Raw genomic sequence first — 20747 nt, 5'->3', positions numbered from 1 at the left:
AAACCGGTCCCGCCTGTCAGGGGCAGGAGGCACAATGCACGGGTGCTCCTGCGACTCCTGAGGACCCAGCTGCGCCCCTACGCGGGGCTGGTGGCCATGGTCCTGATCCTCCAGCTCGTCGCGACGGTGGCCAGCCTGTGGCTGCCCACCCTCAACGCCGACATCATCGACAACGGCATCGCCCGCGGTGACACGGCATACATCTGGCGCGTCGGCGGGCTGATGCTCGCCGCCAGCGCGGTGCAGGTCGCGGCGCAGATCGCCGGGGTCTGGGGTGCCGCCCGGGTGGCGATGGGCGTCGGGCGCGACCTGCGCGCGGGGGTCTTCGACCGCGTCCTGACCTTCTCCTCGCGCGAGCTCGGGAGCTTCGGGGCACCGACGCTCATCACCCGCAGCACCAACGACGTGCAGCAGGTGCAGATGCTCACCTTCATGTCGCTGATCATGCTGGCGTCGGCCCCCATCACGGGCGTCGGCGGCGTGATCATGGCGATGCGTCAGGACGTCGGGCTGTCCTGGCTCATCGCCGTCGCCGTGGTCGTGCTCCTCGCCGGCGTCGGCCTGGTGATCCGGGCGATGGTGCCCCTCTTCCGCGCCCAGCAGCTGCGGCTCGACAACGTCAACCGTGTCCTGCGCGAGCAGATCTCCGGTATCCGCGTGGTGCGCGCCTTCACCCGCGAGGAGGCCGAGCGGGAGCGCTTCGGACGGACCAACACCGAGCTCACCGAGGTGGGGCTCCGGGTCGGCGACCTCATCGCCGTGATGTTCCCCTTCGTCATGCTCGTCATGAACCTCTCGAGCGTGGGGGTGCTCTGGTTCGGCGCCCAGCGCATCGACGCCGGGGCGATGGAGGTCGGCTCGCTGACGGCCTACATCAGCTATCTCATCCAGATCCTCATGTCGATCATGATGGCCACGATGGTGGCCACGATGATCCCGCGGGCCGCCGTCTCCGCCGAGCGCATCGGCGCCGTCCTCGACACCCGCACCAGCGTCGTCGCCCCCGAGCGGCCCGTCGCTGTGGGCGAGACCCGCGGCCTGGTCCAGGTCGAGGGTGCCGGTTTCACCTACCCCGGGGCGGAGACGCCCGTGCTGCACGACATCACCTTCACCGCCCGCCCCGGCACGACCACCGCGATCGTCGGGGGCACCGGCTCGGGCAAGACCACGCTGCTGCGGCTGCTGCCGCGGCTGGCGGACGTGACCGCGGGCCGGGTCCGGGTGGACGACGTCGACGTGCGCGACCTCGCACCCGCCGACCTGTGGTCCCGGGTCGGCCTGGTGCCCCAGCGCCCCTACCTCTTCTCGGGCACCGTCGCCAGCAACCTGCGCTTCGGCAGGCCGGACGCGACCGACGAGGAGCTGTGGGAGGCGCTGCGCGTGGCGCAGGCCGAGGACTTCGTGCGGGGCTTCCCCGAGGGTCTTGACCACCCCGTCTCCCAGGGCGGCACCAACGTCTCGGGCGGGCAGCGGCAACGGCTGTGCATCGCCCGCGCGCTCGTCGGGCGGCCCGAGATCTACCTCTTCGACGACAGCTTCTCGGCGCTCGACCTCGCGACCGACGCCCGGCTGCGCGCGGCCCTGCGGCCGCTGACCCGGGAGGCCACGGTGATCACCGTCGCGCAGCGCATCTCCACGATCGTCGACGCCGACCAGATCGTCGTCCTCGACGCCGGTCGGGTCGTCGGCATCGGCACCCACGACGAGCTGGTCGCGACCAACCCGACCTACGGGGAGATCGTCCGGTCGCAGGAGCAGGGGGCGGCGGTATGACGCAGGAGGACCAGGTGGGCACGGACGAGACCCGGGGTGCCGAGGACAACGCGCCCGCGCGGCCGCCGCGCCGCGGCGGGCCGGGCGGTGGGCATCCCGGCATGGGGGTGCCCGTCCAGAAGGCGTCCGACTTCCGGGGCTCGGCCAAGCGGCTGCTCGGACGGCTCGCTCCCTACCGCGGGCTGATCCTGCTCAGCGTCGCCCTGACCGTGGTCTCGGTGGTGCTCGGCGTGCTGGGACCGCGGGTCCTGGGGCGGGCGACCGACATCATCTTCGCCGGCTTCCTGGGTCGCAACCTGCCCGCCGGGGTGCCGGTCGAGGACGTCGTGGCCGGGTTGCGGGCGGAGGGCCAGGACACCTTCGCCGACCTCATCGCCGGCACCCCGCACCTGGTGCCGGGGCAGGGCATCGACTTCGGCGCGCTGGCCCTCACCATCGGGGAGGTCGTCGGTCTCTACGTCGCCGCGGCGCTGCTCATGTGGGTCTCCGTGCGCATCGTCAACCGGATCTCGATGTGGACGGTGCGCGACCTTCGCACCGAGGCCGAGGACCAGCTGCACCGCCTGCCGCTCGCCTACTTCGACAAGCAGCCCCGCGGCGAGATCCTCTCGCGGGTCACCAACGACCTCGACAACCTCCAGCAGACGCTGCAGCAGACCTTCGGCCAGCTGCTCAACTCGCTGGTCACCGTGCTGGCCATCCTGGCGATGATGCTGTGGATCAGCCCCACGCTCACGCTCATCGCGCTGGCCACCATCCCGGTCTCGGTCCTGGTCACCATCGCGATCGCCTCGCGCTCGCAGAAGCTGTTCAAGGCGCAGTGGGCGCACACCGGCACCCTCAACGGGCAGGTCGAGGAGGCCTTCACGGGCCACGAGCTGGTGACCGTCTTCGGCCGGCGCGAGGAGGTCACCGCGCAGATGCGCGAGACCAACGACAAGCTCTACGACGTGACCTGGCGGGCCCAGTTCGTCAGCGGCATCATCATGCCGGCGATGTTCTTCATCGGGAACCTCGGCTACGTCCTCGTGGCCGTGGTCGGTGGCCTCAAGGTCGCCAACGGCCAGCTCAGCCTCGGCTCGGTCCAGGCCTTCATCCAGTACTCCCGCCAGTTCACCCAGCCGGTGACGCAGGTGGCCAGCATGGCCAACCTCATGCAGTCGGGCGTGGCCTCGGCCGAGCGCGTCTTCGAGCTGCTCGACGCCGAGCAGCAGGTGCCGGACCCGGTCGGCGGCGGCCCCGTGGCGGCCTCGGTCGGCGGCGGCCGGATCGAGTTCGAGGACGTCTCCTTCTCCTACGGTGCCGAGCCCCTCATCGAGCACCTCTCGCTGGTGGCCGAGCCCGGCCAGACCGTGGCGATCGTCGGTCCCACCGGCGCCGGCAAGACCACGCTGGTCAACCTGATCATGCGCTTCTACGAGCTGGACGGCGGCCGCATCACGCTCGACGGCCGCGACATCACCTCGATGACGCGCCACGACCTGCGCTCCCGCATCGGCATGGTCCTCCAGGACGCGTGGACCTTCGGGGGCACGATCAGGGAGAACATCGCCTACGGCCGGCCCGGCGCCACCGAGGAGGAGGTGCTCGCGGCCGCGCGTGCCGCCTACGTCGACCGGTTCGTCCAGCACCTGCCGGACGGCTACGACACGGTGCTCGACGACGAGGGCTCGTCGATATCGGTGGGCGAGAAGCAGCTCATCACCATCGCGCGGGCCTTCGTGTCCCAGCCCTCGCTGCTCATCCTCGACGAGGCCACGAGCTCGGTCGACACCCGCACCGAGCTGCTCGTCCAGGAGGCCATGGCGCGCCTGCGGGCCGACCGCACGAGCTTCGTCATCGCCCACCGGCTCTCGACGATCCGCGACGCCGACCTCATCCTCGTCATGGAGCGGGGTCGCATCGTCGAGCAGGGCACCCACGCCGAGCTGCTGGCTGCGGGGGGCGCCTACGCCCGGCTGCACGCCGCGCAGTTCAGCGGGGCGGCGGTGGACGTCGACGAGGCCGGCGCGCCCGAGGTGCTGCCGACCTGACGGCGGCGCGGGCGGTCACATCGCGCGCTCGAGGCTCCTGCGCAGCAGCCAGCCGCCGAGCACGAGCGTGACCGCCGCCATCGCGGCCAGCACGCCCAGCTGCGGCAGGACGTCGAGCACCCCGCCACCGTGCCGCTGGATCTCGGCGACCGCCTCGTAGCCCCAGGCGTGGGGGGTGAGGTGCGCCAGCGTGCGCAGCCGGTCGGGGAAGAGCTCCAGCGGGAACATCGTGCCGCCCAGCGCGCCGAGCACCAGCCCCAGCCCCACGGACGACCCCGCGGCCGCGCCCTCGTTGTCGAAGACCGAGCCGAGGACCATCGAGACCCCGGCGGCGACCAGCCCGAAGACGAGCAGCAGCACGGCGACGGCGAGCAGGTCTCCCCAGCGGACGCCGAAGAGCAGGCGGGTCGCGACGAGGATGTAGAGCGCCTGGAAACCACCGATGGCCAGCCTGCCCAGGGCGATGCCCGTGATGGTCTGACCGGGGGTGACCGGGGCGGCCAGCGTCCGCCGGACGATGCCGTCCCGCCGGGCCTGGATGAGCGTCGCCGCGCCGCCCGCGAGCGTGTTGAGGAAGGTGAAGAGCAGCAGCATGCTGCCCGAGGACAGCTCGACCCCGCTGGTGCCGGAGAGCTCCTGGGCGACCTGGCTGGTGTCCCTCACGGTGACCGTGGCCGGGGCGATGGCGCCCTCGGCGTCCGCGAGCGCCACGGCCGCCTCCGCCGGACCGGCTCCCGTGGCCTCGAGCACGGACAGCTGTCCGGCGCGCAGCATCACGCCGTCGGTGGCCGTGCGCACCACCTCCGCGACGGCGAGCGCGGTGGTCTGTCCCCCGGTCACCATCTCCAGCTCGACAGCCTCCCCGGCCTCGTGGGCCGCCACGGCGGCGTCCGGCACGACGACGCCCACCTGCTGGAGCCCCTGGGCCACGCCGGCGCGCATGGTGGCCGCGTCGGTCTCCTCCACCTCCACGTCGGCGGCGACCAGCGCCTCGACGAGGGCCGCCTGCAGGGCCGATCCGTCCCCGACGATCGCGACCCGACCGGCCACCCCGCCGCCGGAGCTCTGGATGCCGAGCACGACGACGAGGAGGAGCGGGAAGACGAAGGCGAAGAAGATGTTGGCCCGCTCGGCGAGGAAGCGGCGCACCTCGACGAGCGTGATGGCGAGCACGGCCCTCACAGCAGCTCCTTCCGTCCGGGGAGGAGCCAGGCCAGCGCCAGGCACGCCGCGGTGAAGCCCAGCAGGACCGCCACCGGCATCCCGAGGTCGGCCACCCCTCCGCCACCGGAGGTGATCCCCAGGCCCCGGGTGAACGCCGTCACCGGGTTGGCGAGCAGCAGCCCGCCCAGGGGGCCCGAGAGGTTGAGCTGGAAGAACGCCCCGCCGAACATGCCGAGCGCGACGGCCACGATCGACTGGGCGATGTTGGCCTGCTCCGCCGACCGCGCGAGGGTGGCCACGACGAAGGTCAGGGAGGTCGCCGCAGCCACGACGAGGACCACCAGCAGGGCGACGGCGGGGACGGACCCGAAGCCCACCTCGTCGAAGAGCAGGCTGCTGACCGTGAGGAGCACGGTCATCGACACCAGGCCCAGCACGAAGCTGCTCAGCCCCTTGGCGGTGACCACCGTCCAGGGCCGCAGCGGCATGGACAGCAGGCGGCGCAGCGTGCCCTGCTCACGCTCGTTGACCAGGGCGAGCACGCCGAAACCGACGGTGAAGAAGAGGAACATGCCGGCCTGGCCGGCCACGATGTTCTCGGCCAGGGACAGCTGCTCGTCGGCGGCCCGACCCTCGCTCCACGCCACCTCCGGCACCGCCTCCGCCAGCGACCGCGCCAGGCCGGCCGTCTGGTCGGGCGGCACGCCCAGGTCGGCGGCCGCCGTCGCCACCCGGGCGCCCGCGGTGAGCTCGGCGAGCGTGCCCTCGACGATCGAGGTGACCACCGTGCCCTCGAGGCCGAGCCCGTCGGCCAGGGTCACCTGCACCTCGGGCCCCCTGCCCGCCCGGAGGTCCCCGGCGAATCCGCCCGGGACGACGACCCCCACCCCGACGGTGCCCGCGTCGACGAGGCCGGCGACCTCCTCGGGCCCGGCGGCGCGCACGGTGACGCCGAGGCCCGCGCCCGCCTCCTCCAGGACGGCCGGGACGACGGCGGCCAGCTGGTCGCCCTCGGGCACGGCGACGGCCACGGTCACCGGGCTGATCTCGATGTCCTCCACGCCGCCGATGAGCAGGTTCATCACGTAGATGAGCGCGAGGGGGACGACCACGGCATACATGACGGCGGAGAGGTTGCGGACGTGCCGCCGCAGGTCGGTGGCGACCATGACGAGGACCTGGCGCACGTCAGTCCCTCAGCGCCTTGCCCGTCAGGTGCAGGAAGACCGACTCGAGGTCGGGGCGGGAGATCTCCACGTCGGTGAGCGACAACCCGGCTCCCGTGGCGGCGTTGACGATGGGCGCGACCGCCGTCGGGGCGCTGCGGACGGTGAGCACGAGCGTGCTCCCGTCACGTACGACCCGCTCCACGGCCGGCACCCGCCCCACCGCCTCCGCGCCCGTGTCGAGGGCGCCGGTCCCGGTCAGCCGGATGGTGTCGACCCCGCCGGTCAGCTCGATGAGCTGGTCACGAGTGCCCTCGGCGCGCACCCGGCCGTCGTCGACGATGGCGATGCGGTCGCAGAGGCGCTCGGCCTCCTCCATGTAGTGCGTCGTGTAGAGCACGGCCATCCCCTCGACGGACAGGGCCTCGACCGCCTCGAGGATCGAGTTGCGCGACTGCGGGTCGACGCCGACCGTCGGCTCGTCGAGGACGAGCAGGTCCGGTTGGTGCAGCAGGCCGATGCCGATGTTGAGCCGGCGCTTCATACCGCCGGAGAACCTCTTGCTGGGCTCCTTGGCACGGTCGGCCAGCCCGACCATCTCGAGGACCTCGCCGATCCGCCGCCGCAGCGCGGCACCGCGCAGTCCCTGGAGCCGGCCGAAGTAGTCGAGGTTGGCCCGGGCGGACAGGTCGGGGTAGATCGCCAGGTCCTGCGGGACCAGCCCGATGTGCCGCCTCGCCCCGACGGGGTCGTCGGCCATCTGGACCCCGGCCACCGTCACGCTGCCCGCGTCGGGCACGAGCAGGCCGGCGATCATCGAGATCGTCGTCGTCTTGCCCGCCCCGTTGGGGCCGAGCAGCCCGAGGGTCTCCCCGGGAGCGATCGAGAAGCTCACGTCGTCGACCGCGGTGGCCGACCCGAACCTCTTGACCAGCCCGTCGACCCGGAGCACTGCGTCGGTCACGGCCGTCCCTCCTGCGTCGTTCCGGTTGAACCGTAGTGCTCGGAGCCGCGGTCGCGCAGCAGCCGGGCCAGGTCGTAGTCGACGACGACCGGCGAGTGGTCGGACAGCCGGGTGCCGCGGTGGTCGCGGTCGACCACCGCGGTCGTGGCCACGCGGGCCAGCCGCGGGGTCGCGAGGTGGTAGTCGATCCGCCACCCGGTGTCCTTCTCGTAGGCGCCGGCCAGCCAGCTCCACCACGAGTAGGGACCCTGCGTGTCCGGGTGCAGCCGACGCACGACGTCGACGAGGATGCGCGGCGAGAGCTGGGCGTCGAGCCAGTCCCGCTCCTCGGGCAGGAAGCCCTCCATCTGCGTCTTGCGCCGCCAGGAGGCGACGTCGAGCGGACCGTGGGCGATGTTGAGGTCGCCCATGAGGAGGAACTCGCGCCCGCGGGCGGCGGCTGCTCGGCGCGTGCGGGCGAGCTGGCGGGCGAAGGCGTCGAGGAAGTGCATCTTGCGCCGGTAGCGGGCACCACCGTCGGGGGCCTCGCGCATCCGACCCGGCTTCTGCAGGTGCGCGGGCAGGCCGCCCTTGGGGAGGTAGAGCGAGGCGACCGTGACCGGTGCCTCGGCGAGGTCGACCTCGACGTAGCGGCCCTCGGTGGCGTAGCGCGACAGGCCCCGGGCGAGCGGGACGTCGTCAGGAGCGGGCTCGGTGTGCAGGTGCTCCTCGCCGGGCGCCCGGACCAGCACCTCGGCGTCCCAGGTGCGGACGGCCACCGGGCGCTCGCGGGTGAGCACGGCCACCCCGTTGCGACCGGCGACCTGCCCGGGCTCGTAGACCACGTGGTAGTCGCCGAAGGCGCCCTCGGGAAGCGCGTGCAGCGGCGCGCGGACCTCCTGCAGGGCCACGACGTCGCAGTCGCGCCCGGCGAGCCAGTCGTCGAACCCCCGGCGCAGGGACGCCCGGACGCCGTTGATGTTCAAGGTGGCGATGCGCAGCACCGGGCGAGGGTAGAACGCCCCCGCCCGGCGCCGCTCAGCGGGTCAGGCAGGACCTTCCAGCACGTCCTCGCCGGCCGGGATCGCGTCCGGGTCGTCGCCGCCGAGCATGTCGGCCTCGCCGCGCTCCTCGCGCTCCTCCTGGCCGGTGCCGGGAGCGCCGTAGGCCGTGCCCGCCTCGGGCTCCTCCTGGCGGACGCGCTGGTCGATCGTCTCTCCGTCCTGGTCGTCGCCCCCGTCGAGCAGCTGGGCACCCATCGGCCGCTGCTCCGGCGGGTTCCAGGGGACGTCGTCGACGGACTCGGGCATCTCGAGGTCGTTCTCGGCCCGCTCGCGCTGATCGGGGTCCAGGTCGAGGTCCTGGAGGTCTTCCTCGTAGGTGATCGGCTGACGGTCCTGCGGCTGGTCGGTCATGCTCCCCACGGTGCCCCCGGCCGGGGGGACCGGCAACTCCAGCCGCTCAGGGCCCGAGGAGCCCCGAGAGGTCGTCGGGCACGTCCACCGCGTGGGCCCGGAGCAGGTCCAGGGGAACCACCTCGAGGACGGCCTCCGAGGTGCTCGCGAGCACCACCGGCGCCGCGAGACCGGCCCGGGCCGACTGGAGCCAGCGCGCCGCCACCACGCACCAGCGGTCGCCCGGGCGCAGCCCCGGGAAGCCCCACTCCGGCCTGGGCGTGACCAGGTCGTTGCCCAGCTGTCGCTGGTGCTCGAGGAAGTCGGCCGTCATCACGCTGCAGACGCCGTGGACGCCGACGTCCTCCGGCGTGACCTCGCACCTGCCGGTGCGGGTGAACCCCGTGACGGGATCGGTCCCGCACTCCTCCAGCGCCCCTCCGAGCACGTTGCGCATGGCGCCATTCTGGCAGCGTCGCGCCCGGGACGGGAGGGGCGTGGAGATGGCAGGGTGGGGACATGACGACCGACGTCCGCAGGAGCGCCCCCGACCGGTTCGAGATCAGTCTGGACGGCACGCCCGTCGGGTTCACCCAGTTCGTCGAGCTGGACGGCAGGCGGGTCTTCTTCCACACCGAGGTCGAGCCGGGCCACGAGGGCCAGGGCCTCGCGGGCACCCTCGTTCGGCAGGCCCTCGAGACGACCCGGGCCGAGGGGCTGCGCGTGGTGGCCGTGTGCCCGTTCGTGAAGAAGTACGTGGAGACGCACCCGGAGTGGTCCGATCTCGTCGACCCCATCACCCGGGACATCCTGAAGGCCCTGCCCCGGCACTGAGCCCCCGTCCCGGACTCGGTCGATGACGCCGGCGGGACGACGGACCCGACCGCCCCGGCGGTGCCGGACCGCGCGATTTCTTGGCGCTCCCGCTGCCGTGCTAGTCTTGCCCGGCACTTGCGCGAGTGGCGGAATAGGCAGACGCGCACGGTTCAGGTCCGTGTGCCCGAAAGGGCGTGGGGGTTCAACTCCCCCCTCGCGCACGCAAGGTCGAAGGTCCCGGTCAGCAGACCGGGACCTTCGTCGTTGTCGGGGAGGGCGGGCCGGCAGCGGCCCACCGCCTCAGGCCGCGAGGGCGGCGTCGATCTGGTTGATGGCCGAGACCGACCCCTCCTCGACCCCCATGTCCACGACCTGCTGGAGGGCCTCGGCCGTGGCGTAGGTGGAGGTGTAGACCGCACGGGTGCCCCCGTCCTCGGTCGCCTCGAAGGTGTAGACGCACTCGCTCACCGGCATGCTCGGGTCGGGCTGGAGGTCGGTGTCGGTGAAGCCGTCGTGGAAGGCGAACCGGTGCGGCTCGTCGACCTCGGTGATCTCCCACCAGCCGCCGAAGCGCTCGCCCTCGGGGCTCGTCATGTAGTAGATGGTGCGGGCGCCCGGCTCGAGCGCGTGCTCGACGAAGGTCGCGGGGTAGGTCGGGGGGCCCCACACCTTCTCCAGCTGCCGCGCGTCGGCGTAGAGGCCCCAGACGCGCTCCACGGGGGCGGCGAACTGCGCCGTGATCGTGATGGTGCGGGTGTCGGGGTCGGTGGTGAACTCGGTGACGGGCATCTCAGTCTCCTTGCAGGAAGGTGTCGATGCGGTCGATGCGACCGCGCCAGAGGTCCTCGAGCTCGGCGAGCATCGAGGCGACCGAGCGGACGGCCTCCACGTCACCGCTGGCGAGCTGCTCCCGCCCGCGGCGGCGCTTGGTGACCAGGCCCGCACGCTCCAGGACGGCGACGTGCTTCTGCACCGCCGCGAAGCTCATGTCGTAGTGCTCCGCCAGCGCCGAGACCGAGTGCTCCCCCGTCAGCACCCGCCGCAGGATGTCGCGCCGGGTGCGGTCGGCGAGGGCGCGGAACATCGCGTCCGCCCGGTCCTCGCTCGTGCCGTCCATGCACAGAACATACAACCAAACAGTTGTATGTTGTCAAGGGTCTCGAGCGGGCTGCACAGGGAAGGGGTCCCGCCGCTCGTGCGACGGGACCCCTCCATCCCTGGTGTTCAGCTGCTCAGCGAGCAGCGGCTTCTCACGGCCCGAAGGCCTCAGCAGGGAGTATGGCGGCGGTCACCGGCGAGACGTAGGTCTCCTCCGTGCCCTGGTCATCGGTGTACTCGATGACCACCCTGAGGTAACGCCCCTCGTCAGCCGGCTGGATGGTGTAGCCCAGCTGGTTGGTGTCGGGGGTCACCTTGACCGCGACCGGGACGACGTCGCCGCTGAAGTCGGCGTTGGACGACGTCTGCCAGGTGTAGGTCATGCCGGCCTCGACAGCCTCCTCGAGCCCGTCCGGGTCGACGAAGGGGCTGGCGACGACCGACTGGCCCACCCGCGGGGTCATGTTCGACAACGTGAGCCCGTAGGGCGCGTCGTTGATGTTGACCACCGAGAGCTCGGACGGGTCGGTGCCGTCCTCGGAGCCGACCACGGGCGAGACGACCTGGCGGAGCACGCCGTCGTCGTCCTGGAAGGTCACCACGACCCGGATGATCGCCCCGGCGTCGCCGTCACCGGGCGTGAACGTCTGGGTCCAGGCGTTCCGTCCGGCCACCTTGGTCACCGGGCCACCCTCGGTCGGGGACGGGTCCCAGGCCTCGCCGACCTCGCCGGCCTGCCAGTTGAACCGGATCGACCTCGGGTTGACGACGGTCGGGTTGCCGTCCTCGTCCTCGAAGACCACGGTGGCGGTGATCGCCTGGTCCTCGGTGGGCGGGTTGGTCTGACCGGAGAAGGTCACCGAGCCCAGGGTCGGGCACGGGGTGAACTCCTCGGACAGCTCGAAGCAGCCACCGTCACCGAACACGACGCGCTCGATGTTGACGAGGATGTCGGCACCCTCGGACTCCTCGAACTCGGGCCCGCCGACGTGCATGATCTCCCAGTAGCCGTCGGGCAGCGGGTTGATCACGTAGTTGGGCTCGCCCGCGTCGTTCAGGAACGGGTCCTGGAAGACCGCGGTGTCGACGTCGTCCGGCGTACCGTCCATGACGATCTCGCGGATGATCTCGATGTCACCGGGGTTGATCTCCCCGGCGAAGACGGCGTTCTTCATGTCGGCGGCGCTCGCGTAGCGCGTGCCGGTCGGCACGTGCAGCAGCGAGACCCGGAGGACCCGGTCACCGTCGATGAAGTCGTCGCCGAACCGGCCCTCGAGGATGTCGCTACCGGCACCACCCAGCAGCAGGTTCGAGACGCCGTCGTTGTCCTGGAGCAGCGGGTTGTCCGCCATGATCCGCAGCATGTAGTTCTGCTCGTGGCCCGGGTCCATCAGGTCACGCATGCCGTCGATCAGGTCCAGGTTCTCGTTGGAGAGCTTGTTGACCTCCTCCGCGGCCAGGTCGTCGGGAGCGACGCCCAGACCACGGATGACGTCGTCACCCTGACCACCGGAGAGAGCCTCCACCTGCAGGTAGCGGTCGCGGATCGCGGTCACGTCCGGCGGCTGCAGCAGGTTGAAGTTGAGGTCCGCGTCGACACCCGTGGACACGCCGTCGTAGGTGACGTAGTCGAACCCGAACATGCCGTGGAAGCGGTCGGTGCCACCCGGGGTGCCGACCATGATGTCGTCGCCACCCTCGGCGTCCATGTCGTCAGATCCGGTGCCGCCGATGAGGACGTCGTTGCCGCCGTCCACGTCGTCCTGGAACTGCTGACCGTTGTCGCCCATCAGGAGGTCGGCGTGCGGACCACCCTCGAGCCAGTCGTCGCCCTCGTTGCCGAACGGGTTGTCACGCCCGGTCCCGCCGACGAAGACGTCGTTGCCCACACCCAGGAAGGCGGTGGCGCCGCCGGAGTTGTCGGCCGACTTCGAGGCGAAGTCGTTGCCGGCCTGGCCGAGGAGCAGGTCGATGCCGGGACCGCCGTCGATGGCGTCGTGCCCGTCACCACCCTTGATGTTGTCGTCACCGAAGGAGTCGGTGAGGATGTCGTCTCCCTGGCCGCCGAGGATGGTGTCGTTGCCCGACCCGCCCTCGATCCGGTCGTTGCCGCCGTAGCCCCAGATCGAGTCGTCACCCTGGCCACCGCGGATGTTGTCCGCCACGTTCCGGAAGCCGTGGATCTCGATGTGCTCGTCACCGTCCCAGCGCCACTGACCGTTGGCCATCTGGCTGAGGCCGGCCGGGAGCGGCGTGGGCAGGTTCTCGAGGTCGATGAACGGGTCGTGCGACAGGAAGATGTCCGCGGGCAGGAGGGACGCGTCCGTGTTGCGCTGGATCAGCGACGAGAACGAGTTGGCCTCCAGGGCCGCGAACAGCTGGTTGCCCTGGTTGCGGAACAGGTAGTAGAACCGGTCACCGAACTGCAGGTCCTCCAGCTGCTGCTCGAACACGTAGTTGAACGTGCTGCCGAGCATGCCGCCGAAGGGGTCCAGCGCCTCGGCCAGGCCGCCGACCCAGAAGTCGACGTCCTCGAGACCGGTGATGTTCATCCCGTTCTGGTCCGCCCAGTCCCCGGTGCTGTTGAGGAAGTCCAGCCGGTCGGCCGGAGCCTCGGGCGCCGGGAACAGCGCGTTGACGGCGGCCACCACGTTGTCCCCGATGGCGAGCGGGCCGCCCAGGACGACGACCTTGCTCGGCATCAGCCGGAGCAGCTCGGCCCGGATGACGCTGGGCGTCAGGTCCGAGCGGACGAGCAGCAGCGGCGCCTTCTGCAGACCCGCCGCCGACGCGGCCGACAGGGCGTCCGGGAAGGCGCCGCCGTAGGCCAGGAACACCGTGCCGCCGGGGGCGGCGAAGTGCTGGGCCACCTTGGCGCTCGTCTCGTAGCGGTCGGTACCACCCAGGCGGGTGACGGTCACGCCGGAGACGATCGAGCGCAGCTGCGTCTCCACCGCGGGGCTGATCGCGGCGTCGCCACCCAGGACGACGATCTCGCTGGGTGCGAGCCGTCGCAGCTGGGTCGCGACCTCCGCCGGGACGCTGCCCGGGCGGGTGAGCAGCAGCGGCGAACCGTCAGCGGCCGCCGCCGCGCCGCCGCCGAGGGCGTCGGGGTAGGAGGCGCCGCTGGCGAGGTAGACGCGGTCGACGTCGGCCGCGTTCGGGAAGGCGTCGGCCACGACCGCGGCCGAGGTGGCGTACCGGTCGAGACCGGAACGGCGCTCCACCACGGGCGCGTAGGTCCGCAGCGAGTTGAAGACCTGCTGGCTGACGGCGGTGGTGCCACCCAGCACGACGATCTTCGTCGGCTGCAGCCGGATGATCTCGAGCGCGGTGGCAGCCGGGATGCCGTTCTGCTGGACCAGCAGCACCGGGCCACCGTTGACGGCCGCGGCCGGGCCACCGGACAGGGCGTCCGGGAACTCCAGGCCGCTCGCGACGTAGACCGTGCTGGCCGTCGGGAAGTGAGCGGTGCTCACCGCCGCGGCGGTCGCGTAGCGGTTGTCGCCGGCGATGCGCTGGACCAGGTCGGTCGCCCGGACGCCGTTGACGAGGACCTCGGCGGCGGTCCGCTTGGCGGCCGTCGTCTGGGCCTCGAGGACCGTCGGGTGCTGGCCGTAAGCGGCGACGAAGTTGATCAGCGAGCTGTTGCTGTCGCCACGCCCGAAGTTGTTGCCGTTCTTCAGCGACAGACCGAAGTCATGCCAGCTGGTGTAGGGCTCGAGCTGCGGGTTGCCCGACTGCGCGTGGAAGGTGCGGCGGGCCTGGTTGAGCCCGGGCACACCCGCGTCGCGGCCGCGCATGATGTTGATCGACGCGAGGTCGAGCGGCAGGCCCAGCAGGTTGTTGCGGAGCGTGCTGGTGACCAGCTCGTCGATCTGGTTGGCGACCTGCCGCGTGGTGCCGTTCACGATGGAGCCGGCGGCCTCGTCGGGGGTCATCTCCTGCCCTGCGGGGCAGACGCTGGTGCCGTCCTCCTGCAGGGTCGGCTGGACCTTGCAGTGGAAGGCGACCGGGTTGAGGAAGCCGTCGAGCAACGGCATCGTCTCGGCGTCGAAGCCCTCACGCATGATGTCCTCGGTCAGCATGGAGTGACCGAAGCGGTAGACCACGTGCGCGAACTCCGCCTTGATGGAGGCGTCGATCGTGCTGTCGTAGGCGTTCTCGTTGAAGACGACCACGTCGATCTGCGGCTGGACCGTGCGGGCGAACTCCTCGAAGACGAGGTGCTGGTACTGCATCTCGTTCGCGAAGCGAGCGGTCTGGAAGACCCGCTCCTCGAAGGTCCAGTCGTCCTCCTCGCCGCTGCTCATGTAGCGGGCCTTGAGGTCGGGGTTCTCGTCCAGGATGGACAGGACGTGGTCGACGAGCCGGTTGTGCTCGCTGTGGAAGACGTGGTGCACCGCGGTCAGGCCGATGTTCTCGTTGCCACGGCCGTCACCGGTGATGAAGTGCTTGCCCAGCGAGACGTTGTCGTAGCCCGGAGGAGCCTCGGGGTCGGCGCCTGGGATCGGCGTCGAGCCGTGGGCGATGTCGTCCAGGAACGACTGGTGCAGCGTGAGCGCCTCGGTCGAGCGGACCGGGTTGTCCAGGTCGCCCGTCATCGAGCCGCCGGGCGTGATCAGCTGCGGGAAGCCCGTGATCGGGTCCGGGATGAACTGGCCGTAGAGGTCGACGGCGACCTGCGGGACGGCGAGCACGCTCTCGTCCACCAGGTCGATGCCGAGCACCTCACGGGCCTGGCGCTGGACGTCGTCCCAGGTGGCCAGGCCACCGTCGGCGCCGTCGAGCAGCCGGCCGGTCGCCACCGGACGGCCCTCGCGCAGCTCGTACTCGCGCAGGAAGACCTGGTGCGACGGGTGGGAGGTGTAGGTCTGGTTCTGGTCGACCCACGGCGTGGTGCGGTTCTCGTGCTCACGGACGTCGTCGGCGGTGCCGAGGACGTTGTCCGGGCCGGGCTGGTTGGTGGCGCGGCTCAGCGCCAGCCACCGCATGCTCGGCGGGGTCTGGGCCCAGAGCGGGTCGTCCTGGGCCAGCGGCACGATGATCACGTCGTCGGGGTTCTTGTCGACCAGGTCGAGACCGTGGTCGAAGAACTGCCCGAAGAAGACGAACCACATGTTGACCGGCGGGGAGAGCTCCTCGTCGGCCGTGGTGTTGGGCAGGTAGAGCTCGCCGGTGACCGGGTCGATCACGGCGCCCTCGTTGTCGGCCGCCGCGTCCACGACGGTCGGGTTGTTGTCGGAGTTGTCGGAGATCAGGTTGCTGATCAGGCGCGGCTGGGCGTCGTAGACGGCTCCGTCGTACTGCCCGTAGCAGCTGCCGGCGCCGTCCTCGCACATCGAGGTGTCACCCACCGGAGGGCCCTGCGGCGCGGGCGGGGCCTCGCCGGAGCGCCACCGGATCGGCAGCAGTCGCGGCATGACCTTGTTGGCCTTGCCGATCGTGGTGTCGAACTCAAGGTTGTTGAACGATCCGTCGACGGTGCGCAGGCCGTGCGGGAGCATCGGGTCGCGCACGCACTTGCCGCTGCTGTCGTCGCGCGTCTGGCACAGCAGCGTGTAGCTCGTGTCGTTGGTGTTGACCGCGTGAGCGTGTGCCTCGGAGATCTCGATCTGCTTGAGGATGAACTCGAGGTCGCTCGGGATGAGCTGGAACGCCGGGTTCTGGTCCGTCGCCAGCGGGGCCACCTCGTCGGCGAGGACGGCACCGGTGGAGGCGGACGAGAGCACGACCGCGGCTGCCGCCCCTACGGCAGCGGAGCGACGCCAGGAATGTCGGCGTCGGAGTGAGAGAAGTAAGAGCAGTGTCATGGCACCGAAAACGGCACCCCAGATTGCAACCATGTGAGAAGCACCCCTGCTTTGTGGTTGGTTCCCAGGCTCTTGCCAGGTAGGCCCATTCCTAGCGCCGCGGTGGCACGGGGGCAATAGTCCTCTGGACGGATTCTCTTGACCCTCGCTTGACCTTGCCTTTGCAGAGCCTTGACCTGCGACGATGCATCACAGACCTCCCAAGGCGCCCCGAAAAAAGTTCGCCGGGGGCCGATGCATCCGGGCCGGGAGGGGAGTCGGACAGGGCATGAGGACCACGCCGGACGCCTACCGCACCTTCCTGCACCTGCTCGTCAACACCGCGGCAGCGGGTCTGACGACCAGCTACCTGTGGTTCGCCCTGACCTTCTGGGCCTACCTGGAGACCCGCTCGGTGCTGGCCACGGGCCTGATCGGCGGGGCCTACATGCTGCTGGTGTCGATGAGCAGCATCTTCTTCGGGTCGGTGGTCGACCACCACCGCAAGCTCCCGGTCATGCGCTTCTCGACGGTGGTCACGCTGACCTTCTTCACGGTCGCCGCCCTGGTGCACGCCGTCACCCCCGCCGACCTGATGACCGACCTGACCGCCCCGTGGTTCTGGGTGTTCTGCGCGCTCGTGCTGACCGGCTCGGTCGTCGAGCACATGCGCAACATCGCGCTGTCCACGTCCGTGACGATCCTCGTCCCCGACGACCGCCGCGACCGCGCCAACGGCCTGGTGGGCACCGCGCAGGGCATCACCTTCCTGGCCACCAGCGTCCTGTCGGGGCTCTCGGTCGGCTTCCTCGGGATGCGGTGGACGATCCTGCTCGCCCTCGTGGCGGTCGCCCTCGGGCTGGTCCACCTGCTGGTCGTCCGAATGCCCCAGGAGGTGGAGCCGGCCGCCGCGGGCAGCGACGACCACGGCCGCATCGACCTGGCCGGCTCGATCGCGGTCATCAAGGTCTCCGCCGGGCTGCTCGCCCTCATCCTGTTCTCGACCTTCAACAACCTCATCGGCGGCGTCTACATGGCCCTGATGGACCCCTACGGCCTGGAGATGTTCGCCGTCGAGGTGTGGGGCCTGGTGCTCGGGGTGTGCTCCGTGGGCTTCATCGTCGGCGGCATGCTCGTCGCGAGGTTCGGTCTCGGCCGCAACCCGATCCGCAGCCTGCTGCTGGCCGTGGTCGTCATGGGGCTGGTGGGGGCGGCCTTCGCGGTGCGGGAGCTCTGGTGGCTCTACGCCGGCGGCATCTTCGTCTACATGTGCCTCGTGCCGGTGGCCGAGGCCGCGGAGCAGACCGTCATCCAGCGGGTCGTCCCGCTCGAGCGGCAGGGCAGGGTCTTCGGCTTCGCGATGGCGGTCGAGGCGGCGTCGGCACCGTTGACGGCCTTCGCCATCGCTCCCGTCGCGGACCGCTGGATCATCCCGTTCGCCGCCTCCGAGCGCGGTCGCCTGGCGCTGGAGCCGCTGCTGGGCGTGGGGACGCCGGTGTCGCGCGGCATCGCCGTCGTCTTCGTCGTCGCCGGGCTGGTCATGACCGTGACGGCGATCCTGGCCCTCGCCTCGCCGGCCTACCGGACGCTCTCCCGCACCTACGCCTCGGCGGCACCTGCGGACGACGCCGACGCCGGGGCGGTGCCCGTCCCCGGAGCCGCCCCGGGGCAGGTCGTGGCCTCGGCCTCGGCGGCGGCCGCGCTGGCGCCGACCGGACCGGAGGACCTGACGGTCCCCGACCGCGAGGCCTCCGGAGAGGGACTCGGCGACTGACGACCGGTCTCAGGCCGGACGGGTGGGGACGGCGGTGCCGAAGAGCTCGTCGAACCAGCGCCGCGCCCGTCCGACCGCCTCGAAGGCGGTCCCCCGGTGGTCGTGGGGCCCCACGTCGACGACGTCGACCCGGCTGCCACGGCCCCGCAGCAGCTCGGCGGTGAGGTGGGCGTCCGAGGGCGGGGCGTCGACGTCCCGGCTGCCCGTGTAGAGACGGACGGGGACCCGGGTGGCCAGGTCGCCCACGCTGTTGACCTTGAGCCGGCGGGCGAACCATCCCTCGCCGCGCCCGAGCAGGTCCTCGACCGTCTCGCGGGTGAGCACGAGCGTCGGGTCGCGCGGCAGCGCACGCTCGACCTCCATCAGACCGTGCGACCCGTCCATCAGCCGGGGCAGCCGCCGCACCCAGGCCGGACGCGCGATCGAGGAGAGCGGCCGTCGGTAGATCCGGGAGTAGGCCGTGGCCAGGTAGGCCAGGTAGGTGGCGTGGTGGGGCGAGACCCCGGACAGCGTGTGGGGTCCGGCGCTCTCGAAGAGCCGGTGCACCCCCGCCACCGAGGCGGCGCCCACGACCTCGAGCCGGCTGGTGCCGGCGCCCAGCTCCGCCAGCGCCGCCAGCGTGGCGTGCCCGCCCTGGGAGAAGCCGAGCAGCGCGGCACGCTCCGGCACCGGTGTCCCCGTCCGGTGGAGCACCTCGGGCACCGCGTCCAGCAGGTCGACGACGGCACCGGCCTCGGTGGGGGCGTGCAGGTAGGGGTGGGGGCCCCAGGCGCTGCCAAGCCCGAGGTAGTCGGGCGCGACGAAGACGTAGCCGGCCCCCGCGAAGACCATCGAGGTCAGCACCCCCTCGAGGCGGTGCGGGGTCGAGGGCACGTTGAGGCGGTGACCCTGCGTGCCGTGCTGGTAGCCGACGACGGCGTGCGGCGCCCTGCCCACGAGCCCGGAGGCGACGGTCGGCCGACCGTCGACCCCGGTGGTGGCGTAGAGGACCCGGCGCAGCGCGACTCCCGAGGCGATCGGCAGGTGGCCCAGCCCGAGCAGGCGCAACGAGACCCGGGCGGCGGGCAGCGGGATCCACCGCAGCCGCGACACCACCGGCAGCCCGCGCCGGTCCGGACCTGTCGCATACATCCATACCCCTGCGGTCACGCCCCTGCGCGTGCCCGCGTATGCCGTCACGGTGCGACCGCGCACCGGGCCTGTCAAGACCCGCGCGGAGGGTCGGCTCGAACGTCCACCCAACCGGCCGCGGAGGAGCGCCATCCCAGGGACGTAGGGCGTCGAGGTCGCGGGAGCGGGGTCCCCCGCGGCGGCCGTGGCCGGCGAGGACCACGCGGTCACGCGGCTGACGATCACCGCCGACGACCGCTGGGTCTGACGGGCGGGGGTCGCTTCCTCCAGGGTCCTCGCAGTCCTGACAAGTACGATCGGCGGGCGGGGCGCGTGCCCGCCCGTGGTGGGAACGTCAGTGGAAGGAGAGACCGTGGGAGTCTTCGACCGGCTCGAGCGTGGTCTCGAGCGCGCCGTGAAGCAGCCGTTCGCGCGCGTCTTCAAGGCCGAGGTGCAGCCCGTCGAGATCGCCTCCGCGATGCGGGGCGCCATGGACGACCGGGCGGCCGTCCTCGGGCCGGGACGGACGATGGTCCCCAACGTCTTCACGATCGAGCTGGCCGAGACCGACTACGAGCGACTGTCCTCCTACTCGACCGCCCTGACGGACGAGCTGGTCGCCGCCGCCGAGGACCACGCCGACGCGCAGCGCTACGTCACACCCGGCCCCTTCGAGGTCCGCCTCGTCTCCGGCGACGACCTCGAGACGGGGATCTTCCGGGTGCGTCCGGCTGCCAAGGACGGTCGCGCCCGTTCCTCCCGTCCCGCCCCCGCTACCTCGGCCGCCCGTCCGCGCCCGGCCGAGGACGACCTCTCCGCCTACCGTCCGCAGCCGCGTCCCACGCCGGAGCGGCGCCCTGACCCCCGGCCGCAGACGCCCGCCACGCGGGAGGTGCCCTCGTCGCGTCCGGCGCGAGGCCGCGGCCCCCGCCCGGTCCTGGAGATCGACGGCCGCCCCGTGCCGCTGACCGCCGCCGTGACGGTGCTGGGTCGTGACGGCTCCGCCGACCTCGTGGTCGACGACCCCGGCGTGTCGCGCCGCCACGCCGAGGTGCGCATCAGCCACGACGGCCCGCACCTGCAGGTGCTGCTCCGCGACCTGGGCTCGACCAACGGCACCTACCTCAACGGGGAGCAGATCGGTGACGAGGAGCTGCACGACGGCGACCGGGTGACGATGGGCCGGAGCACGCTGATCTTCCGGCTGGAGGGCTGAATGGGTGAGCTGACCCTCAACCTCATCCGGCTCGGGGTGATCGTCCTCCTCTGGGCCTTCGTGTTCTCGATCGTCGGCGCCCTGCGCGGCGACCTCTACGGCACCCGCGTGGTGTCCCGGAGCGCCGGCCCCGCCCGGGCCCGCGAGAGCAAGGGCGAGAAGCGCCGACGGCGCAACGTCCCCACCCATCTCGTCGTCACCGAGGGCAGCCTGCGCGGCACCTCGGTGCCGCTGCACGAGGGGGGGCTGCTGGTCGGCCGCAACCCCGAGTGCACCCTCGTGCTCACCGACGACTACGCCTCCGGGCGCCACCTGCGGATCTACCCCGGCGCCGACGCCTGGTACGCCGACGACCTGGGGTCCACCAACGGCACGCTCGTCAACGGCCAGCGCATCGACGAGGGCGCCCGCCTCGACCCCGGGGCGCAGATCCGCATCGGCCAGACCGTGCTCGAGCTGCGCCGCTGA

At 71.7% G+C, this 20747-nt stretch carries 16 protein-coding genes and 1 tRNA gene; 7 read left to right on the top strand and 10 right to left on the bottom strand.

Going from position 1 to position 20747, the window contains the following annotated elements; translation table 11 throughout:
- Positions 1-42: 42 nt before the first annotated feature.
- Positions 43-1773, top strand: a complete 1731-nt coding sequence (locus FB476_RS00445; protein WP_141817035.1) for an ABC transporter ATP-binding protein — start codon at positions 43-45, stop codon at positions 1771-1773.
- Positions 1770-3806 (top strand): ABC transporter ATP-binding protein, encoded by a 2037-nt coding sequence (locus FB476_RS00440; protein ID WP_420359340.1) that lies wholly within the window; start codon positions 1770-1772, stop codon positions 3804-3806. Before FB476_RS00445 ends, FB476_RS00440 begins: the two co-directional genes overlap by 4 nt.
- 15 nt (positions 3807-3821) lie before the next feature.
- On the opposite strand, the gene FB476_RS00435 is transcribed toward FB476_RS00440, so the two are convergent.
- Genes FB476_RS00435 through FB476_RS00410 form a run of 6 tightly spaced genes read right to left on the bottom strand, consistent with a single transcriptional unit; the run spans position 3822 to position 8930 of the window.
- Positions 3822-4988: an ABC transporter permease gene (locus tag FB476_RS00435; protein ID WP_170233470.1), complete on the bottom strand. Its 1167-nt coding sequence runs from the start codon at positions 4986-4988 to the stop codon at positions 3822-3824.
- A complete protein-coding gene (locus FB476_RS00430; protein WP_141817033.1) occupies positions 4985-6157 on the bottom strand; it encodes an ABC transporter permease in 1173 nt (390 codons plus the stop codon). Before FB476_RS00430 ends, FB476_RS00435 begins: the two co-directional genes overlap by 4 nt.
- Before the next feature lies 1 nt (position 6158).
- On the bottom strand, positions 6159-7100 hold the full coding sequence (locus FB476_RS00425) for an ABC transporter ATP-binding protein (RefSeq protein WP_238329485.1): 942 nt from the start codon (positions 7098-7100) through the stop codon (positions 6159-6161).
- Positions 7097-8083 carry an exodeoxyribonuclease III gene (locus FB476_RS00420; RefSeq protein WP_141817032.1) on the bottom strand — a complete coding sequence of 329 codons (987 nt, stop codon included), beginning with the start codon at positions 8081-8083 and terminating at the stop codon, positions 7097-7099. Before FB476_RS00420 ends, FB476_RS00425 begins: the two co-directional genes overlap by 4 nt.
- A 42-nt stretch (positions 8084-8125) precedes the next feature.
- Entirely contained in the window at positions 8126-8494 is a 369-nt protein-coding gene (locus tag FB476_RS00415) for a hypothetical protein (protein ID WP_141817031.1), read from the bottom strand.
- Between the two features lie 46 nt (positions 8495-8540).
- Positions 8541-8930, bottom strand: coding sequence for a DUF2237 family protein (locus tag FB476_RS00410; RefSeq protein WP_141817030.1), 390 nt, complete (start codon positions 8928-8930; stop codon positions 8541-8543).
- A 62-nt stretch (positions 8931-8992) separates the two neighbouring features.
- On the opposite strand from FB476_RS00410, the gene FB476_RS00405 reads away from it, so the two are divergent.
- Both FB476_RS00405 and FB476_RS00400 read left to right on the top strand, forming a co-directional pair.
- Positions 8993-9307: a GNAT family N-acetyltransferase gene (locus tag FB476_RS00405; RefSeq protein WP_141817029.1), complete on the top strand. Its 315-nt coding sequence runs from the start codon at positions 8993-8995 to the stop codon at positions 9305-9307.
- A 119-nt stretch (positions 9308-9426) separates the two neighbouring features.
- A tRNA-Leu gene (locus FB476_RS00400) sits at positions 9427-9510 on the top strand.
- Positions 9511-9589: 79 nt separating this feature from the next.
- On the opposite strand, the gene FB476_RS00395 is transcribed toward FB476_RS00400, so the two are convergent.
- The 3 genes from FB476_RS00395 to FB476_RS00385 all read right to left on the bottom strand — a co-directional run bounded on the left by FB476_RS00395 (position 9590) and on the right by FB476_RS00385 (position 16119).
- Positions 9590-10078, bottom strand: coding sequence for an SRPBCC family protein (locus FB476_RS00395; protein WP_141817028.1), 489 nt, complete (start codon positions 10076-10078; stop codon positions 9590-9592).
- Position 10079: 1 nt separating this feature from the next.
- The gene (locus FB476_RS00390; protein ID WP_141817027.1) at positions 10080-10406 is read right to left on the bottom strand and encodes an ArsR/SmtB family transcription factor; all 327 of its coding nucleotides are present in this window, start codon (positions 10404-10406) and stop codon (positions 10080-10082) included.
- 133 nt (positions 10407-10539) lie between these two features.
- Entirely contained in the window at positions 10540-16119 is a 5580-nt protein-coding gene (locus FB476_RS00385) for a peroxidase family protein (RefSeq protein ID WP_170233469.1), read from the bottom strand.
- A 349-nt stretch (positions 16120-16468) separates the two neighbouring features.
- Between FB476_RS00385 and FB476_RS00380 the strand changes: the two genes are divergently transcribed.
- Positions 16469-17953, top strand: a complete 1485-nt coding sequence (locus FB476_RS00380; RefSeq protein WP_141817025.1) for an MFS transporter — start codon at positions 16469-16471, stop codon at positions 17951-17953.
- Positions 17954-17962: 9 nt separating this feature from the next.
- Here FB476_RS00380 and FB476_RS00375 read toward each other — a convergent pair whose 3' ends face one another.
- Positions 17963-19102 (bottom strand): lipase family protein, encoded by a 1140-nt coding sequence (locus FB476_RS00375; protein ID WP_141817024.1) that lies wholly within the window; start codon positions 19100-19102, stop codon positions 17963-17965.
- Between the two features lie 334 nt (positions 19103-19436).
- Between FB476_RS00375 and FB476_RS00370 the strand changes: the two genes are divergently transcribed.
- Together FB476_RS00370 and FB476_RS00365 are read left to right on the top strand one after the other, a co-directional pair.
- Positions 19437-20279 carry an FhaA domain-containing protein gene (locus FB476_RS00370; protein ID WP_141817023.1) on the top strand — a complete coding sequence of 281 codons (843 nt, stop codon included), beginning with the start codon at positions 19437-19439 and terminating at the stop codon, positions 20277-20279.
- Positions 20280-20747 carry an FHA domain-containing protein FhaB/FipA gene (locus FB476_RS00365; protein WP_141817022.1) on the top strand — a complete coding sequence of 156 codons (468 nt, stop codon included), beginning with the start codon at positions 20280-20282 and terminating at the stop codon, positions 20745-20747.

The organism is Ornithinimicrobium humiphilum (assembly GCF_006716885.1).
GTDB classification, from domain to species: Bacteria; Actinomycetota; Actinomycetes; order Actinomycetales; family Dermatophilaceae; genus Ornithinicoccus; species Ornithinicoccus humiphilus.
The sequence above is the reverse complement of the archived record's forward strand: the minus strand, read 5'-3'. Positions and strand labels throughout refer to the sequence as shown.